Origin of the sequence: Candidatus Kosakonia sp. 282A-S69 (assembly GCF_029433855.1) — a bacterium.
Classification (GTDB): Bacteria; Pseudomonadota; Gammaproteobacteria; order Enterobacterales; family Enterobacteriaceae; genus Kosakonia; species Kosakonia cowanii_A.
Genome location: NZ_JAROAU010000003.1, coordinates 399470 through 417823 on the forward strand (window position 1 = coordinate 399470; position 18354 = coordinate 417823).

Sequence of the window (18354 nt, forward strand, 5' to 3'; positions counted from 1 at the left end):
TCTATATCGAGGGTGGTGCCTCTACGGCTTATACGCCAGTGGCGTAGCGAAACAGCAGCACATCTTCCGTGGCGTTATCCCGCCAGCGAACCGGAACATGGTTACCGGCACCTTGCGAAACAAGCCACTGCGAATAGGCCCCTTCCAGCATGTGGGCGCTGGTTCGCCGCCACAGCGCCCGATCGCGCTGTTCCGGCGCGTGCGGCCAGCCGCAGTGCAGCAGGATCAGCTCCCGCTGCGCCGGTGCCATTTTGACAAACCCCCAATTAAACAGCTCAAGGATGCGATTGATGCCCGTCTCCAGCTCGCTGACTGTCGCGGTGCTTTCGAGGGGGTACCATTGAGCCAGCATCTGACCGATACGCCGCAGGGCAGCGGGATCGTTCTCCTTATCACCCTCGCCGTATTTTTCAAAAAAGAGATACACCAGATCATGCCAGCCGGCCTGAAAGGTGCGTTGTAAATAGACGTCCTGATTCACCATATTCTGCTCCATCTGTTAGTCATCCTGATTACCAAAGTATTTGAAATAAATCAGCCCCTTACCTTCATTGAAACGACCAAACGTGTCATAGGCGAGCTGCGCGCCCAGCGCCAGGCTGTCGCTCAGGTGATAGCGAGCCGTGACGCCAAATCGGTAACCAACGCCGTTTTTTGCCGTGGCCTTATAACGTGTATCAATGTCGTCATCGCCGTTGGCGTAACGGTTTAACCGATCCTGCAATGGGCGATAGCCGGGAAAATAGTCGCTGCTCCCTTGCCGGTAGGATTGATAGCCCAGCGCGCTGTTAAGTTGCAGCTCCCAACTGTCGAAACGGCGTGTCCATGTCACCGGCAGCGACAGCGACATAAAGTGTTGCGGGCTGAAGTAGCCGCCCTGGCCCAGCGTGTAGTAGCTCAGGTTGTGGGCGTAATCCATATAGTGTGTATTGACACCCACTTTCAGTTCGCTGTTATGGCTGCTCCACGGACGCAGATAACTGCCCATCTGCGCTCTCACCGCATGGTTGAGCGGCACATGGCTGCCGCTGATCGTGTCGAAGCCAAGGCCGATATAGAAGCCACTGACCCGGTTATCCCAGGCGTACTGCGCCGAAAGGCCGTCGCGCGTGACACCGCCCCAACTCACACCGCTACGCTTATCTTTGGCACCGACATAGGAGAGCAGGCTGTCGGTTATCGCCCGCCGCTCCGCTTTCAGCGTTAGCGCGCCATTTTGCGTCAGCTTCGGGCGCCACTCGACGCCGCCCACTAACCGCGTGAACTCGCCGCCGCTCGGGGATGCGCCAAGATCAACGGTGTAACTGTTGCCGCCGAGCACAAACGCGGCCGCAACGCCGTTGCTCTGCTGGCTGCCCTGCGGCGTGGTGTGCGTGGGTGCAGGGAAGGGGCTCGCCGTGGCGGCGGCACGCTCCAGCGGGCCGGAACCAAAGCGGCTGGCGGCCTGGCTACTCATCTCTCCTGCATTTAACGACGTCGGGGTGAGATGCAGACTCAGGCGCGTGCTTTCACCGATAGCGCCTGAGAGGATCAGCGGTGTTTGCACCTCATCCAGCGCGCTAAGCCCCCCCTCACCGTTGCGGCTGCGTAAGGCGACGCCCGCCTGAGCCCAACTGACACTCTTCTCCTGCAGTTCACGCATCAGCCGAGCGCTATCCTGCATCATCCTCAGCGGCGCCTGGCGCGCAGGCGAGGGCAGGAGAGCATCGAACTCGGGCGCCCTGTCACTGCGCTCATCCTCCTTTTGCAGCCGCCACTGGAGGGTACGCAGCAGCCGCAAGGCGCGTTTATGTTCACCATTTGCCGCCGCCACGCGCGCCGCCAGCAGCATATAGCTCGCTTCTTGGCTCGGTTCGAGCGAAGCGAAAGCCTGACGCGCCGTGAGGCCTTCGCCACGCGTCAGCGCCAGGTGGGTAAGACCTACCAGCGCCTCTCTCTCGCGCGGCGATCCGCGCAGCACAAACTGGTAGATCTCACGCGCTTTGTCATACATGTGCTCAGCCTGGTAAACCCGGCCCATCGCCAGCAGCAAATCACTCCGGGTCGGATTGATTTGCAGCTCAGGCATCAATAATTTCCATGCCCGGCCGGACTCGCCCTGCTCACGCAGGCTGTCGGCGCGGGCGATGACATTGCCGATGCGAATCGCGTTCTTCTCCTCTGGCGTAACCCCCTCCTGCAACATGGGCGCATGAAGGATGCTCTCGGCCTCGGCGAAGAGACCGGCCTTTGTAAGCACGCGAATATGCCCGGCGTATTCGGCGAGTGAGCCATGCAGCCCCTGCGCCTGGCTCTGGCGGACCAGTTGCAGCGCGCCGCTGCTGTCTCCGCTCTGCATTAACAGTTCAGCGAGGTCACCCACTTCAGCCGGAGCCTGTGGCGGGGTGCGCTTCAGCGTTAACAGGGCGTTACGCGCGGCATGCGCATTGCCAGCGCGTAAATAGTGGCGCGCGACATCGAGTTGCTGATTCTGCTGCGCGCGATTGCTCAGCGCTGTGATATCGGCGCTATGCTGGCGCTTTGGAATGCGCGCCAGCAGGCGCTGCGCGCGCGGCCAGTCACGCTCCTCGGCGGCAAAAATAGCCGCGGCGTAAAGCAACTCTTTCCGCTTCTTACCGCCCTGCGCCATCCCGGAAACCACCGCCATCGCCTGCTGCTTTTGCCCCGCTTTACGCAGCGCGCGGGCATAGTCGAGTTGCAGCCAGGGGTTTTGCGGGAATGTCGCGGCGGCCGTTTGCAGGATCTGCAGCGCGCGTAAAGGCTCGCCCGCCAGCTGGGCGCTCTGCGCCGCTTTGCGCTCGCGGTCTCCGTTATCGCCCATTGCCGCGAAGCGGGTACGCAGCTCTTCCGGCAATGTACGCAGCATCGCATCGGCTTCCGCCTGCTTATTCTGCTGCCTGAGGGTATACCACAGCGCACTGCGGATATCGTTGTTTTGCGGGTGTTGCGTCAATAGCCGGACGTAGATAGCTTCAGCTTCAGGCAGCTTTCCCTGCTGGCGAAAGAGATCGCCACGCAGCATCTCCGCCGCCAGCTGTTGCGTCCCATCATGCGTCTCAATCTCAAGGAGCGATAACGCCTGTTGATAGCGCCCCTGCTTGCTCAATGCGCGCGCCTGGTGCAACGCGCTATAAAAGCGGGCGCTGTCGGCATCCTTCTCCCACTGCCGGCTATCGGGGTTATCCTGCGCGTTTTGCGCAGCGCGGCGCAGATAGCTTTGCGCATCATCAAAGTTGTTTTGCCGCAGTGAGACATAGCCGATGCCTGCCAGCGCCGTGCCGTTGTCAGGCCGCGTCTGTAACGCTTCAGAAAATTTCGCCCTGGCACCCGCCAGATCGCCGCCTTTCAGCGCATCAAACCCGGCGCGCGTCGCTTCATCCTCGACGCGCTTACGGTAGTGTTCCATCGGCGCATGCTCTTGCGGATGACGCTGCGCATAAGCGCTGTAAGCGGGCAGATCGGAGGGTGTGGCATCCAGCCAGAGAAGCGCTTGCCGCAGGGCGTTATCTGCCCGCTCATCCTCTGGCGCAAGGGCCTCCAGCAGCGTAATGCCTTCGCGGCGCGTCGCGGGCTGATAGGTGAGCGCCATCGCCAGAGCCAGCTTTGTCGCGTCATCGTTTGGCATTACGCTGACGCGCTGGCGCATCGAGGCCACCGCTTCAGACCAGGTGGCGCTATCACCGGCCAGGGTCTGGTAGTACTCCAGTGCCACATCATCTGGCGGCGGATTGTCTTTAAACAGCATGCGCCACGCGGCAATCGACGCCTTAATGTTCCCCTGCTTCGCCAGTTGTCGGGCAGCGTTGAGTTGATCCTGCGGCAGGTTACGCAAGGTAGTGGCGTGGGTCAGGGCCTTCAGGCGCGGATCGTTTGGCGCAAGCTCAGCGATCTTTTTGCGCCAGCGCGCCGACTGCTGCGTATTGCCCCGCTGTAGCTGGTACAGCGACAAGAGGTAGAGCGCATCGATATTGTTGTCATCTACCGCCAACACTTTTTGCAGCGCCTCCATCGCGATGTCGTCATGGGCTTTGCTGTGCCAGTAGCTCGCCTGGTCCAGCAACTTTTTCACCGCGAGGTCGTTGCTGCTGACGTGCGGCTTATCGTCTGCCGCTGAAGGCTGGCAGATGCCTGCCAGGCAAAAAAGAAGGGTTGGAGTGAGTGGTTTACGCATAATCATTTCCCTGATTTATCCTGCAAGCGTTGATGGGCATGACGCCTTAAGGCGTTAAACAGCGCCGCTCCTGAGAGCGCGGCCGCCAGGCAGACGAGGAGCATCAGCCCGATGCAGTTCTCGCTGGCATACCACAGCACCCTCAGGTAAGCGGGAAGATTGCCGCTGGCAAACTGCTCGCCCACGCGCCAGTTGCGGACCTCACCGGCGTCGTTGATGGCGGTGAAATCGCCGTTGAGAGCCGAAATAAAGGCAGGCGTCGTCAAATCTTCGGACAGACGATCCAGTTGCCGGGTGTCGCTGGCCGTTGCCAGTACCACCACGCGCTGCGGGTCCCACGGTGAGCGCGTACTCACCATTCCGCGCCAGATCGGGTTGTCGCTTAAGAATTCTGCTGCTTCTTTATCACGGTAGGGCGCGCTACTACTCAGCAGGGATAGCGCCCGTTTAAGCGGGCTGGCGGGGATCACGCCAAGCCGGTTTTGCTCAAGCCTAAAGGCGCTGTCATGTAATAGCGTGGAGAGAAGCTCGCCGCGCTCAAGGGACCCAATCGCCAGGATATCGCTACCTGCCAGCGTGTCGGCGCCCGGCAGGCCGGTAAACAGCTGCAGATAGTGGGCGCTTACGCCGGTATCGCGTCCTGCTTGCGCCATCAGCGTAAGCAGCACCGAGATCTCTTGCGCGGTAGGCTTGGCAGGCAGCACCACACGGGTATGGGAAAGGTCGGCATGGCGGGTGAAGGGGAACATCGCGCCGCTCAGCCAGGCGAGATTTGGCAGCTTGCCAAAGTGCCATGTGCCGCTTAAATCGAGGGTCGATTTGCCATCAATCCGGCTTAGCGCACTCTCATCCTCCAGCGCGCTGCAAGGGGCGCTCTCTTTCGGCTTCAGGCCAAACCAGAACTCAAGCGTGTTACTGCCGCGGATGGCGCGCGGATCGATATTGACCCCCGCGCTCTGCTGGCGCTGCGCCAGGCCCAGCGGTTTCAGCAGTGGCGCGAAAAGCCCCTCTTTGGTAACGGGCAGGCGCTTAAGAAACTCGCCGTTGAGGCTGACATTGAGAAACGCGTGGCGATCGTCCAGCCAGCTCTTTTCGGCAACGCTGTAGTGAAGACGCAGCGGGATGGCGTCGTCGTCCCATAAAAAGAGATCCGGCGCGGTGCGAAACAGTACACGGTTTTCATCATGCCGGACGCCACGCGCAATCAGCGCCGCTTCGCTATCAACCAGGCTATGGAGCGCCACAGGTTGGTGAGTGCTTATCCAGCGCGGCGCATCATAGGCATTGCGCCTTGCAAGGGAGAGGGCGGGCACCTCCAGCATGTCGCTGTCAGGCAGCGCAGGGAGCGTCAGACGCCACGCGGCGTGGCGCAGTTGCGCCGCATTATGCCCGCTGATGACCAGCAGTTTGTAAACCGGATTGTTGGGGTTATCAATGATTTGCAGCATCGCTCCGCCATTTTCCGGGATCACCATACCGCCGACACGCTGCCCCGGTTTGCCAATCACAATACCGTTGCCATTGGGCAGGGAATCGTACTGCACATCGAAGCGGCTAAGCGCGCCGGTGGTAAGGGTGCCAAACCAGGAGGCAACAATGGCGGAGGCCGTCAGGACGTCGGCGTCCGGGTTTTGCGCAAACGAGATGGAAAGCGGTGAGGGCTTCGTTTGCTGGCTCTCAAAAAATGGTCGTGGCAAAGTGGCGAGCGTTTTGCGCACATTGAGCCACAGCCCTTCATAGTTGAGCGCCGACGCCGCTTTCAACGTCACGCTATACTCCGCCGGCAGAGCACGCTGGCACTCCCGGGTAGTGTTGATCATCTCATCATCGGTTTTTAGCTGGACGCTGAGGTTATTCCGCGTCGCTATCATCGAGGCCGGTATATCCAGGCTCCAGACGCCGTTGTTCTCTGCAAGCTTGTCGAGCGACATGGTGCCAAGCGGCTGTCCGTTCAGTATCAACTGCACGCTCTCTCCCCGGACATCCGTGCGGTTGGCCTGCAGATGCAGCGTGATATGCGCTGTGGTAATAACCGCATCACCGGGCAGCGTAAAAGAGAGGCCGTTTTGCATCTGTTGCCCGCTGAGCGTGACCCCCTTTGTTGAACCCATATCGGCAAAGGTGAGGGTACCGGCGATATGGTGGTTCGCCAGGCGGGTAGCAGGCTGCTCAGGCGCGTCGGGCACCGTTTCCTGCAAGGTAAACGGCAGCGGAAAAGTGGGTAGCCCCTCGCTCTGTGTCTCTGCCTTGCTGAGCGGTGTGAAGGTTAAAGCCAGCGCCATCGCCAGCGTGAGCGGGTTAAGGCGCATGGTTCACCCCGTGCTCTTTGTTGACGGCGATCATCTGGTTTTTCACGCCGCTGACAGTGGCTCTGCGGCCAAAGAAGAGTTCATACACGCACTGCAAAATGCCTGTAAAAGAGCGCAGCAGGTTGTCAGGTTTATGGGGAGGGTGATACCAGGCATCGGCACGAGAGAGCACTACGCGCACCAGCTTGCGACGCTCGCTGAGCGGCAGCGTGTCAAACTCCAGGCGTAAATCGCTCAGACCCACACAGGCCGCCCGTACCGGCACAATCGCCGTCTCGCCACCCAGTTCAAGCTCCAGATGCTGCGGCGTTTTATGGCGCAGAGCCTCATTTTTTTCTATCGCCAGCCGCGCGCCGCTCATGGAGATATCCCGCGTCTGTGTCTTCAGCGTCGCCCCCTCTGCGAAACAGAGCGTGACCGGCAGGCGTGCGTCAATACGAATGGTCTTGCGGATCTGTTTGCGCTCTTTCGCCACGGCGATGGACGCCAGCAAAATCAGGGTACTGAAGCTGCCCCAGACGAGGTTAAACAGGATCACCAGCGGATCGATACCGGCGTAGTCCTGCATAACGTAGCGCACGCAGACCCAGATAATGCTGCCGACCATCAACAGCGCGGTGATAATCAGCGGGCGAACGGTATGCGCATCAAAGTAGTCACGGTCGGTCAGATCGCCTTTGTCCGTAACGTTGAATTTGCCCAGCCGCGGTGAAATAAGGCTTAACAGCGTCGGCAGAATTAAATGGAAGGCCATCACCGTTTCGTAAATCTGCCCCCAAAACGCATAGCGGTAGCGCCCAATGGTTCGCGAGTTAACCAGCGTTATCAGGGCGAGGGGCGGCAAAATATGGGCAAAAATCAGCGTTGCAGACGAAGCGATAATATTGAGGCCAAAGAGCATAAAGATCAGTGGCGAGGTGAGGAATATGACGCGCGGCAACCCATACTGAAAGTGCAGCATGGCATTCAGATAACAGAGGCGTTGCGTCAATTTCAGCCCGCGCCCTAACAGGGGGTTATCGATACGGAATATCTGTGTCATCCCACGCGCCCAGCGAATACGCTGATTGACATGCAGGGCTAATCGTTCGGTCGCCAGCCCCGCCGCCAGCGGAATATCCAGAAACGCCGTGTTCCAGCCGCGACGCTGCAACTTCAGCGCGGTATGGGCATCCTCGGTCACGGTTTCCACCGCAAAGCCGCCCACTTCATTTAACGCGCTACGGCGAATGACGGCACAGGAGCCGCAAAAGAAGGTGGCATTCCAGGTGTCGTTACCCTGCTGAACGGGACCGTAAAACAGCGCGCCTTCATGCGGCACGTGCTTCGCCGCCGTCAGATTGCGCTCAAAAGGATCGGCAGAGTAAAAGTGGTGGGGGGTCTGAACCAGCGCCAGTTTCTCGTCCCGGAAAAACTGGCCGACTGTCGCTTGTAAGAAGACGCGCGTCGCGACGTGATCGCAATCAAACACGCAAATTAATTCGCCGTGCGTGACGGTCATCGCATGATTAAGGTTGCCCGCTTTCGCATGGCTATTATCGGGACGCGTAATATAGCCGACCCCGGCTGCGGCTGCGAAGTCGCGAAACGCCTCACGCTTACCATCATCCAGCAGATAAACGTTAACTTTGTCCGGCGGGTATTCGATGCATTGCGCGGCTAATACCGTATCGCGCACCACATCAAGGCTCTCATTGTAAGAGGGCACATAAATATCAACCGTCGGCCATGTTGATGGGTCTTGCGGCAGTGGCACAATCGTGCGTTTTAATGGCCACGCCATTTGCACATAACCCAGCAGCAAAATGATCCATGTATAAAGCTCTGCGGCAAAAAGAACGCTGCCGAGAAACAGTTCTGTCTTTGAATCAAAATGCAGCGTGGTGGTCGCGCGCCACCAAATATAGCGCGTCGATAGCAGCGCTGAGAGAATTATCATCGCTATTACCATCTTTTGGGACTTTAAGCGATGCAGCGCTAAGGCGATGGCTATTATACTTAAGCCAAAAATAAACTGTTTGTCGCTGCTCAGCGGCGTTATCACCGCCAGCAGTAAGACAATAATCAGTATCAGTGTGAAAATTATTCCGATGACTTTTTTCATGTTTTAATCGTCTTTTACTGAAGCAAATAAACCTTTCCCTTCGCACGATAATCAATCCGCAATTGCGGTTTAATTAATGACATAGCAATGCGATCTAAAGGCGGAGCAGAGGAAATTGTGGTTTTGTACCCGCAAGCGAATTTGGTTATTTACCGATAACCGAAAATAACCTATCCAGCCGCACCGGATAAGGGTCTGCTCCGGTAGGTTGGTCTTGCTGACGCCTCAGGGACGGATTGTCGCGATGGCGAGTGGAAGAGGGAGGTACGCTCTCGGCGAGGTGCCGCGCGGGCGTGCGGTTTTGGGGGCTGGTGATACGCTTTTCTGCCACCCCGGGCATCTCCTCCACCGCCCCGTTAACCGGTGCGGGATGGGTGGGGTGAGGTATCTCGTTTTCGGTTCTATTCATTTCCTGAAAAGAGACGTTGGGCATCTTTAATTTATCAGCTAAAGCACCTAAATCATCGTACATAGGTTTTCCTTATCCAGATGTATTTAATAGACGCTATATTGCCAGTGCAATAAATAGCATAAATAATAACTGTCAGTGTTCCCGGTAACGCATCATTTGTTTATATACTGTCGGTGGTTGTGCTTTTAAGTCAAGTGACCGGGATAATAAATAGATAATCACTTATTAAATGTGTCTATAAATATATTCTCAGGCCTCGATATGGCGTGTGTTGTAATAAATAGATGCGCGGCGTGATTGTTTCACAGGGTTTTTGCTGTCAATTATCTTAATGATTTGCTGATAACACGTTAATTTAACGCTGCGCCAGAAGAGAGATGGATTATTCGTTTAATATTTATCAATCTCTTCCGGCCCTTAACTTAAAAAGGCAGATCTGTTTTTACCGGCTAAACAATAATTCGACGGCTGCTGTTAATGAGGATGATGCTAAAGCAGAAACACTGCTCTGGTTATCGCCTCTCAGCGCCCCCGGTACAAGCCTGCGCAACCTGCGGCGATGGCGGGATCATCGCCTGCTCACGCTACGCTAGCGGCGACGTTACAGTGCGCGGGGCAGTGGCTAAACCGCATTTTAATGTCAAAACGGCTGCGTTGTTGGGAGAGTCTGCTATTTATTTCCCGTGCCGGACAATAAAGTTTCACATTAATACCAAAATTAATAGTTAGCTATTAACCCGCCGCGGTTTAAACATTGCGGTATTAATTAACAAACAGGGTAAGTGGTGGAAATAAAAGCTAACTTTTGTCGGCGTCATCGGTCATCACGGCGAATAAACCCTCTGCGATAAGAGGATTAGCGAAGCCTGACGGATTAAAAAACAGTGACGAAATAATTCGCTGTCAGTTATTATTGATACGCCTGATAGATCGCGGCGGTGTTAACGCTATTCCATGACAAAATGTAACGTTCTGGTTAGCCACTTCAACTTATAATATTTATAAATCTCAATTGGTTAAATGGTAGTGCTGCTACCATAGACAGGTATTCTTATGGTGAATTATTCACGCCTTCATCGCTTTGACTCGCCGCTGTGTCGCGCAGAGCGGGTCATGCGGAAAAAATAAAATGAATAGCGATAAAAAAGAACACGATCGCAAGGATGAAGAGATCAGACATCTGTTTGAATTATTAAATAATAATTCTGACTGGGTCTGGGAAGTGGATGCACAAGGGCGTTACACCTGGTCGTCAGATGTCGTGGAAACGTTATTGGGCGTGCCGCCGGAAAAGGTGATTGGTAAAACGCCTTTCGATTTTATGCCGCCGGGCGAAGCCGAGCGTGTCGCGGGCGCGTTTGGTGCCATCGTGGCGGAAAAACGTGCTTTTTCCGGGCTGGTTAATCGCAATCAGCGTGCCGATGGCGGCATTGTCGTGCTGGAGACCAGCGGTGTTCCGCTGTTTGATGAGCAGGGCGAGCTGCGCGGTTATCGCGGCATCGACAGGAATATCTCCAATCTCGGCGAGCGCGTGCTGCAACTGGAAACCATTTACGACACCACCGCCGTGGCGCTCTGCATGATCGACAGCCAGGGGCATCTGGTGATGTTCAATAAAGCGATGGCGAAACTGCTCGGTGATAGCGCGCCAAAAGATACCCATTGCCACTTTAAGCAGCTGATGCCGGAGTTCTGGCCCTTTTTCGTTGCCGATTTTGCCCTGGCCAAAGCGGGTGGCGTGCCGCCGTCACGCGAGCTGAGCTGGCACGATCGCAGTTACGATATCCAGGCGGTGCCGGTTCGCGACGCGATGGATATTGTGGTTGGATTGTCGGTCACCTGGGTCGATATAACCGAGCGTCGTCTGGCGGAGCAGAAGCTGGCGAACGCCAATAAAGTGTTGCAGCAGTATGCCCAGCGCGATCACCTGACCGGGCTGTTCAACCGCCGCTATATGGATGAGCGCTTATTGCAGGAGATTAGCCGTGCGCTGCAGGAGGGTTTCCCGCTCTCGGTCTGCCTGGCGGACATCGACTACTTCAAATATTTTAATGACTCACAGGGCCATCAGGCGGGGGATGACTGCCTGCGGCTGGTTGCCAGCACGCTCGCCTCGGCGCGGCTGCGCAACAACACCAATGTCAGCCGCTACGGCGGGGAAGAGTTTTTGATTATCCTGCCCGGCACCAGCCTGGCACAGGCGATGCGCGTTGCGGAAGAGGTGCGTCAAGATATTAACGCCCTCAGGCGTCCGCATGCCGCCAGCCCGAGCGGCTTTTTGACAATCAGTATCGGCGTCGCGACCCTGCAAAGCCATCTCCTGCCACTGGAGGAAAAACCGCTGCATATCATTGCCAGCGGGTTAATTCACCGGGCGGATACCGCGCTCTATGCCGCGAAAAAGCAGGGCCGCAACCAGGTGGTCTCTGCCAGAGATATTCCGAGCACTTCGCAAGGCATCTGATGGCACCCCGTTATGCCAGCGCCTGTTGCCAGTCGGCAATCAGATCCGCTTCATCTTCAATCCCCACCGATAAACGGATGAGCTGTGGGGAGATGCCGTTTGCCAGCCGCTGCTCAAGCGGAATGGAGGCGTGAGTCATACTGAAAGGCTGGCTCACCAGACTCTCCACGCCGCCGAGGCTCTCTGCCAGCGTAAAAAGCTTCAGCTTCTGGATGATCTGCGTCGCACGCGGATCATCCCCTTTCACCACCACCGAGATCATGCCGCCGGGCAGCGCCATCTGTTTGCGCGCCAGCTGATAGTGCGGGTGCGACTCCAGCCACGGGAACCACACTTTTTCGATCGCAGGGTGCTGCTCCAGCCAGCGGGCCAGTGCCAGCGCATTACTGCTGTGGCGCTCAACGCGCAGGGACAGGGTACGGATGCCGCGCAGGGTCAGGAAACTGCTGAAGGGATCGAGCACGCCGCCAACGGCGTTTTGCAAATAGCCCAGCTTCTCAGCTATCTGCTGGTTATCGCCCACCACCGCCAGGCCTGCGACCACATCGGAGTGGCCGTTGAGGTATTTGGTGGCAGAGTGCACCACAATATCGAACCCAAGCTCCAGCGGGCGATGGATCACCGGCGAGGCGAAGGTGTTATCCGCCACGCTCAGCACATTATGGCGTCTGGCGATGGCCGCAACCTGGTGCAGATCGACCAGTTTCAGCAGCGGGTTGGTTGGCGTCTCGACCCAAATCATCCGCGTGTCTGGGCGGATCGCCGCTTCCAGCCCGGCCAAATCGTCCGGTTTCACCCAGCTCACCTCGAGCCCAGCGCTGCGCCGACGCACATTTTCGATCAGGCGATAGGTGCCGCCGTAAACATCATCGATCGCCACGATATGGCTGCCACTATCAAGCAGCTCCAGCACCGTGGAGATCGCCGCCAGCCCGGAGGCGAAAGCGTAGCCGTGCGTTCCGCCCTCCAGTTCGGCAATCGCCGTCTCCAGGGCATGGCGGGTTGGGTTGCCGCTGCGTGAATACTCGTAGCCGGTGTGCTGCCCCGGCGCAGGTTGCGCGAAGGTGGAGGTGGCGTAAATCGGCGGCATCACCGCGCCGTGTTGGTCGTGAAAAACGCCGCTGTGGACGCTCTGCGTAGCCAGTAATTTCATCTCGTTTTCCTTATTGTTCCAGTCGATTGCGCCAGGTCGTCAACACATCACTGCGGGTAATCAGGCCGACAAAACGGCCGTTATCGGTGATCACCACCACCAGACCGCGATCGAAAATGTCACGCATCGCGCTCTCCGGTGCGTGTTTATCCAGCACTTCCAGATTGCGGGTCATTGCCGCCTTTACCGGCAGGGCGAAGCGCTCGCTGTCGCCCTGTACATGGCTTATCAGGTCCCATTCATCAACCAGCCCGACAAGCTGGCCCTTTTCCAGCACGGGTAGCTGCGAAATGTCATACAGCCGCATCCGCGCCAGCACCGTGGCGAGGCTATCGTCGGGCGAGGCGGTCACCGTCGCCCCTTCGTCATGGCGAAGCGCAATAAAGTCCGTCAGATCTCCCTGCGAGGGGCGCGTCAGCAAACCCTGCTGGCGCATCCAGTCGTCGTTAAACATTTTCGAGAGATATTTATTGCCGCTGTCGCAGGCGAATGTGACCACCCGCTTCGGCGAGGTTTGCGCCTGGCAGTAGCGCAGCGCGGCGCTCAGCAACGTGCCGGAGGAGGAGCCAGCCAGAATGCCTTCCTGTTGCAGCAGCAGGCGCGCGGTGGCGAAAGCCTCTTTATCACTGATGCGAAACGCCTGACGTACACCGTCGAGCTGCGCCAGCGGCGGGATAAAGTCTTCGCCGATCCCCTCAACCAGCCACGCGCCGGGTTCGCCGTAGCGCCCCGTCTCCACCTGGTCGGCAAGGATGGAGCCTGCCGGATCGGCCAGCACAAACTCGGTATCGGGAGAGTGTTCGGCGAACCATGCCTGCAACCCGCCGAGCGTGCCGCCGGAGCCGACGCCCACCACAATGGCATCGATTTTTCCCTCCAGCTGCGTGAAGAGTTCCGGCGCGGTGGAGGCGCTATGCGCCAGTGGATTGGCAGCGTTATTAAACTGGTCGATATAGAACGCGCCCGGTGTCTCGTCGGCGAGACGGCGCGCATAATCCTGGTAATAGGCCGGATGGCCTTTGTTCACATCGGAGCGGGTGATCACCACGTTTGCTCCCAGCGCGCGCAGGTGGAAAATCTTCTCCCGGCTCATTTTGTCTGGCACCACCAGCACCAGCGAATAGCCTTTTTGCGCGGCAATCAGTGCCAGACCAAGACCGGTATTGCCCGCTGTGGCTTCGATAATGGTTCCGCCCGGCGCGAGCAGGCCTTGCCGCTCGGCTTCATTAATCATCGACAGCGCGACGCGGTCTTTTATCGAGCCGCCGGGGTTCTGGTTCTCCAGTTTCAAAAACAGCTCGCACGGCCCGGTGGGTAATTTGTGCAGTTGCAGCAGCGGCGTATTACCAATTAATTCAGTTACTGAATGAAAAAGTGACATAACCCATTTGCTCGCTAATCAGGGAAGTAAGCGGATGATAGGTCTCTCTTTTTAGGTGTTTAAAGAATCTTTGTTTGGTATTTATAACGAATGGAAATATAAAGCTCTGTTTAGCCATCGGGGCGGCAAGCCGTACAGTCGTCTGGATGTGTATATCGCTAAAAAGGCGCTTTTTTAGCGATTTTTGCCCCGTTTTCTCTGCCTTTTTGTCACCGTTATGCGTTTATCGGCAATCTTTTGCCGAATAAATTCTTACTCTGCGACGCCGCGTTATAACACTTTTAGCGCTTTCTGCTATATCTAATGTCTATTTGGTTATTTGTATTATCACGCTGGCTGATTATTATCATCTGGACATCCATACTGCTAAACCGCCAAACGGAAAATACCAACGCATGATCGTCCTCAGGAATATCTCCAAGATCTTCGACCAGGGAAAGGCATCGATTACCGCCGTCGACAACGTCAATCTGACGGTTGAGCAGGGGCAAATTTATGGAATTATCGGTTACAGCGGTGCGGGCAAAAGTACGCTGATCCGCTTACTGAACGGGCTGGAAAAACCGACCGCTGGCAGCGTGGTGATTAATGGCCAGGATATTGCCGCCGCGCGCGGCGAAACGCTGCGCCAGGCGCGTCTGAAGATCAGCATGGTCTTTCAGCACTTCAACCTTTTATGGTCGCGCACGGTAAGTGAGAACATCGCCTTTTCAATGCAGATCGCCGGTGCGCCGAAGAAAGCGATCAACGCGCGCGTTGCTGAGCTGATTGAGCTGGTGGGGCTGAAAGGGCGCGAAAACGCCTATCCGTCGCAGCTGAGTGGCGGGCAGAAACAGCGTGTCGGCATTGCCCGCGCGCTGGCTAACAATCCCGATGTGTTGCTCTGCGATGAAGCGACCTCGGCGCTCGACCCGCAAACTACCGATCAGATCCTCGACCTGCTGCTCGATATCAATCGCCGCTTTAAGCTGACGATTGTGCTCATCACCCATGAAATGCACGTGGTGCGCAAGATTTGCGATCGCGTGGCGGTGATGGAAGAGGGGCGGGTAGTGGAAGAGGGCGATGTGCTGCAGGTCTTTACCCATCCGCAGATGGCTATCACCAAACAGTTTGTGCGCCAGGTGAGCCAGTATAAAGAAGAGGAAGCCTTCAACCCGGATCTGAACAGCGATCTTGATGGCACAGTGATCAAGCTGACCTTTACCGGTCACAGCACCCATCAGCCTGTCGTCGGCGAACTGACGCTGCGCTACGGCCTGCCGTTTAACATTCTGCACGGCAAGATGTCGCAGACGGCGCACGGCGTATTTGGGCAATTATGGGTGCACGTGGTGGCTACCCCGGAACAACTGGACAACATTCTTACCGATCTCGGCAAGAGCAACATTGAGAGCGAGGTCGTGACCCATGGCTGAATCACTTTTTCCGCACCTGAAATGGGAGCAACTCTGGGCGGCGACGCAGGAGACGCTCTATATGACGGCGCTTTCGGGCGCGGCAACCTTCGTACTGGGCATTTTGCTGGGGCTGGCGCTGTTTCTGACCGCGCGCGGCGGGCTGTTTCAGAATCGCGCGCTCTATAGCGTCATTTCGATTCTGGTGAACGTCTTCCGCTCGATTCCATTCATCATCTTGATTGTGCTGTTGATCCCCTTTACCAAGGCAATTGTCGGCTCGATTCTCGGTGCTAACGCGGCGCTGCCAGCGCTGATTGTCGGCGCGGCACCGTTCTACGCGCGGCTGGTGGAGATTGCGCTGCGTGAAGTGGATAAAGGGGTGATTGAGGCGACGCGCTCCATGGGCGCGCGTCTGAGTACGCTGGTCTTTCGGGTGCTGCTTCCCGAATCATCGCCAGCGCTGGTCTCGGGTATTACCGTGACGCTGATTGCGCTGGTGAGCTACAGCGCCATGGCCGGGGTAATCGGCGCAGGTGGACTGGGTAATCTTGCATATCTGGAAGGATTCCAGCGGAACCATAACGACGTCACGCTGGTGGCGACGGTGACCATTCTTATCATCGTCTTCATCATCCAGTTCTGCGGCGACGTGATTACTTCTCTGTTAGATAAACGATAACTATTGGAAGCCAACAACATGAAAAATACACTGACACTGATTGCCGCAGCCACCCTCAGCGTGCTGAGTTTCTCCTCCTGGGCCGATACGCTGACCGTGGGCGCGTCTAACGTACCGCATGCGGAAATCCTTGAGCAGGCGAAGCCGATCCTCGCGAAGCAGGGCATCGATCTTGAGATCAAACCGTTCCAGGATTACATCCTGCCGAACACCGCGCTGGCGAGCCGTGAACTGGATGCCAACTACTTCCAGCACATCCCGTATCTGAACAGCGTGCTGAAAGATCACGCGGGCGACAAAACTTATGATTTCGTCAGCGCTGGCGCGATTCATATTGAGCCGATTGGCATCTACTCTAAAAAGTATAAGTCGCTGAAAGATCTGCCGGAAGGCGGCAAAATCATCATGCGTGACGCGGTCTCTGAAGAGGGGCGTATCCTCTCTATCTTTGAAAAAGAGGGCGTGATCAAGCTGAAGCCGGGTATCGATAAAGTGACCGCGCGCATCGACGATATTGTTGAGAACCCGAAAAAACTGAAGTTCCTGCCGAACGTTGAAGCCGCACTGCTGCCGCAGATGTACAACAACGATGAAGGCGACGCGGTGGTGATCAACGCCAACTACGCGATTGATGCCGGTCTCGATCCGGTTCACGATCCGATTGCGGTCGAAAGCGGTGAAAATAACCCGTATGCCAACATCATTACCGTGCATCGCGGCGATGAGAAGAAGAAAGATATCGTGGCGCTGGTGAATGTACTGCACTCAAAAGAGATTCAGGAGTGGATCCGCACTAAATATAAAGGCGCGGTCATTCCGGTAAACAACTAATCTCCTCTGATGCGCGGTCGCCCTGGCCGCGCATCTCTTCCACTTCGCCTGCCCGCACGATTCGCTGTGACTAATCTCACCAATTTTAAACAACCCCGATAAACCTTTTTAACAATGTTCTACTATTGCCCGGTTCAGCCAGCGTGGGGGTAGAGATGAAAGATGTAGTGATTGTCGGCGCCGTGCGCACGCCAATCGGCTGTTTCCAGGGGGCGCTGTCGCGTCACTCTGCCGTTGAGCTGGGCAGCGCGGTGGTGCAGGCGTTACTGGCGCGCAGCGGCGTGCAGCCGCAGGATATCGACGAAGTGATTCTGGGCCAGGTGCTGACCGCCGGGGCCGGGCAGAATCCGGCGCGCCAGTCGGCGATCAAAGGCGGGTTGCCGAATACGGTTTCCGCGATCACCATCAATGACGTGTGCGGCTCCGGGCTGAAAGCGCTGCATCTTGCCTCGCAGGCAATCCAGTGCGGCGAAGCGGATGTGGTGATTGCTGGCGGCCAGGAGAACATGAGCCGCGCGCCGCATGTGTTAACCGACAGCCGCACCGGGGCACAGCTTGGCAACAGCCAGTTGATCGACAGCCTGGTGCATGACGGGCTGTGGGATGCATTTAATGATTACCATATGGGCGTGACGGCAGAGAATCTGGCGCGGGAATATGGCATCAGCCGCGAGCGCCAGGATGAGTGGGCGCTCAGTTCGCAACATAAAGCGCGGGTTGCCATCGATTCCGGCCGTTTTCGCGACGAGATCGTCCCTGTGCAAACCCAGAGCGCCGACGGCAAGCGTGTGCTGGTCGATACCGATGAGCAGCCGCGCACCGATGCCAGTGCCGAAGCGCTGGCACAGCTCAGCCCGGCCTTTGAAACCAGCGGCTCGGTGACCGCCGGTAATGCGTCGCCGATTAATGATGGTGCCGCGGCGGTGCTGATGATGAGCGCGGAACGCGCAGAGGCGCTCAATTTACCGGTACTGGCGCGCATTCGCGCTTTTGCAAGCGTGGGCGTAGACCCGGCGCTGATGGGCATCGCGCCGGTTTACGCCATGCGCCGCTGCCTTGAGCGCGCCGGCTGGCAGCTGGATGATGTCGATCTGATTGAAGCTAACGAGGCCTATGCTGCGCAGGCGCTGTCGGTGGGTAAGATCCTTGAGTGGGATGAGACGCGCGTCAACGTCAACGGCGGCGCGATTGCGCTCGGCCATCCCATTGGTGCCTCCGGCTGCCGTATCCTGGTATCGCTGGTGCATGAGATGCAAAAGCGCAAGGCGCGCAAAGGTCTGGCGACACTCTGTATCGGTGGTGGCCAGGGCGTTGCGCTGGCGATTGAGCGTGACTAATCCTGCCCGGTGTTAATAACGTCCTCGCCCTGAGGACGTTAATGTTTGTGATCCCTCTCGCAGCTTATGTTTCAATAAAAATAAAACCCCCTCTGTTCTCGCATAAGAATCAA

At 57.2% G+C, this 18354-nt stretch carries 13 protein-coding genes; 6 read left to right on the forward strand and 7 right to left on the reverse strand.

What is annotated here, in order from left to right:
- Nucleotides 1-28: 28 nt before the first annotated feature.
- From bcsD to PU683_RS07615, 5 genes are all read right to left on the reverse strand, one after another.
- Nucleotides 29-496 carry a cellulose biosynthesis protein BcsD gene (gene bcsD, locus PU683_RS07595; protein WP_277170905.1) on the reverse strand — a complete coding sequence of 156 codons (468 nt, stop codon included), beginning with the start codon at nt 494-496 and terminating at the stop codon, nt 29-31.
- 3 nt (nt 497-499) lie between these two features.
- Nucleotides 500-4171 carry a cellulose biosynthesis protein BcsC gene (locus tag PU683_RS07600; protein ID WP_277170906.1) on the reverse strand — a complete coding sequence of 1224 codons (3672 nt, stop codon included), beginning with the start codon at nt 4169-4171 and terminating at the stop codon, nt 500-502.
- 2 nt (nt 4172-4173) lie between these two features.
- Nucleotides 4174-6480 (reverse strand): cellulose biosynthesis cyclic di-GMP-binding regulatory protein BcsB, encoded by a 2307-nt coding sequence (locus PU683_RS07605; protein ID WP_277170907.1) that lies wholly within the window; start codon nt 6478-6480, stop codon nt 4174-4176.
- Entirely contained in the window at nt 6470-8584 is a 2115-nt protein-coding gene (gene bcsA, locus PU683_RS07610; RefSeq protein ID WP_277170908.1) for a UDP-forming cellulose synthase catalytic subunit, read from the reverse strand. The genes PU683_RS07605 and bcsA overlap by 11 nt, the downstream gene beginning before the upstream one ends.
- Nucleotides 8585-8729: 145 nt before the next feature.
- Nucleotides 8730-9056 (reverse strand): hypothetical protein, encoded by a 327-nt coding sequence (locus PU683_RS07615; protein WP_277170909.1) that lies wholly within the window; start codon nt 9054-9056, stop codon nt 8730-8732.
- 317 nt (nt 9057-9373) lie between these two features.
- On the opposite strand from PU683_RS07615, the gene PU683_RS07620 reads away from it, so the two are divergent.
- Together PU683_RS07620 and PU683_RS07625 are read left to right on the forward strand one after the other, a co-directional pair.
- Nucleotides 9374-9589 (forward strand): hypothetical protein, encoded by a 216-nt coding sequence (locus PU683_RS07620; RefSeq protein WP_277170910.1) that lies wholly within the window; start codon nt 9374-9376, stop codon nt 9587-9589.
- 536 nt (nt 9590-10125) lie between these two features.
- Nucleotides 10126-11460: a sensor domain-containing diguanylate cyclase gene (locus tag PU683_RS07625; protein WP_277170911.1), complete on the forward strand. Its 1335-nt coding sequence runs from the start codon at nt 10126-10128 to the stop codon at nt 11458-11460.
- A gap of 10 nt (nt 11461-11470) precedes the next feature.
- Here PU683_RS07625 and PU683_RS07630 read toward each other — a convergent pair whose 3' ends face one another.
- Nucleotides 11471-12613 carry a trans-sulfuration enzyme family protein gene (locus PU683_RS07630; protein WP_277170912.1) on the reverse strand — a complete coding sequence of 381 codons (1143 nt, stop codon included), beginning with the start codon at nt 12611-12613 and terminating at the stop codon, nt 11471-11473.
- 10 nt (nt 12614-12623) lie between these two features.
- Complete coding sequence (locus tag PU683_RS07635; protein WP_277170913.1) at nt 12624-13994, reverse strand: cystathionine beta-synthase; 1371 nt, start codon at nt 13992-13994, stop codon at nt 12624-12626.
- A 395-nt stretch (nt 13995-14389) separates the two neighbouring features.
- Between PU683_RS07635 and PU683_RS07640 the strand changes: the two genes are divergently transcribed.
- The 4 genes from PU683_RS07640 (at nt 14390) to PU683_RS07655 (ending at nt 18241) form a co-directional block, all read left to right on the forward strand.
- Nucleotides 14390-15412 carry a methionine ABC transporter ATP-binding protein gene (locus PU683_RS07640; protein ID WP_277170914.1) on the forward strand — a complete coding sequence of 341 codons (1023 nt, stop codon included), beginning with the start codon at nt 14390-14392 and terminating at the stop codon, nt 15410-15412.
- A complete protein-coding gene (locus PU683_RS07645; RefSeq protein WP_023480933.1) occupies nt 15405-16073 on the forward strand; it encodes a methionine ABC transporter permease in 669 nt (222 codons plus the stop codon). Before PU683_RS07640 ends, PU683_RS07645 begins: the two co-directional genes overlap by 8 nt.
- 18 nt (nt 16074-16091) lie before the next feature.
- Complete coding sequence (locus tag PU683_RS07650; protein WP_277170915.1) at nt 16092-16904, forward strand: MetQ/NlpA family ABC transporter substrate-binding protein; 813 nt, start codon at nt 16092-16094, stop codon at nt 16902-16904.
- 155 nt (nt 16905-17059) lie between these two features.
- On the forward strand, nt 17060-18241 hold the full coding sequence (locus PU683_RS07655; RefSeq protein WP_277170916.1) for an acetyl-CoA C-acetyltransferase: 1182 nt from the start codon (nt 17060-17062) through the stop codon (nt 18239-18241).
- The last annotated feature ends 113 nt before the right edge of the window (nt 18242-18354 follow it).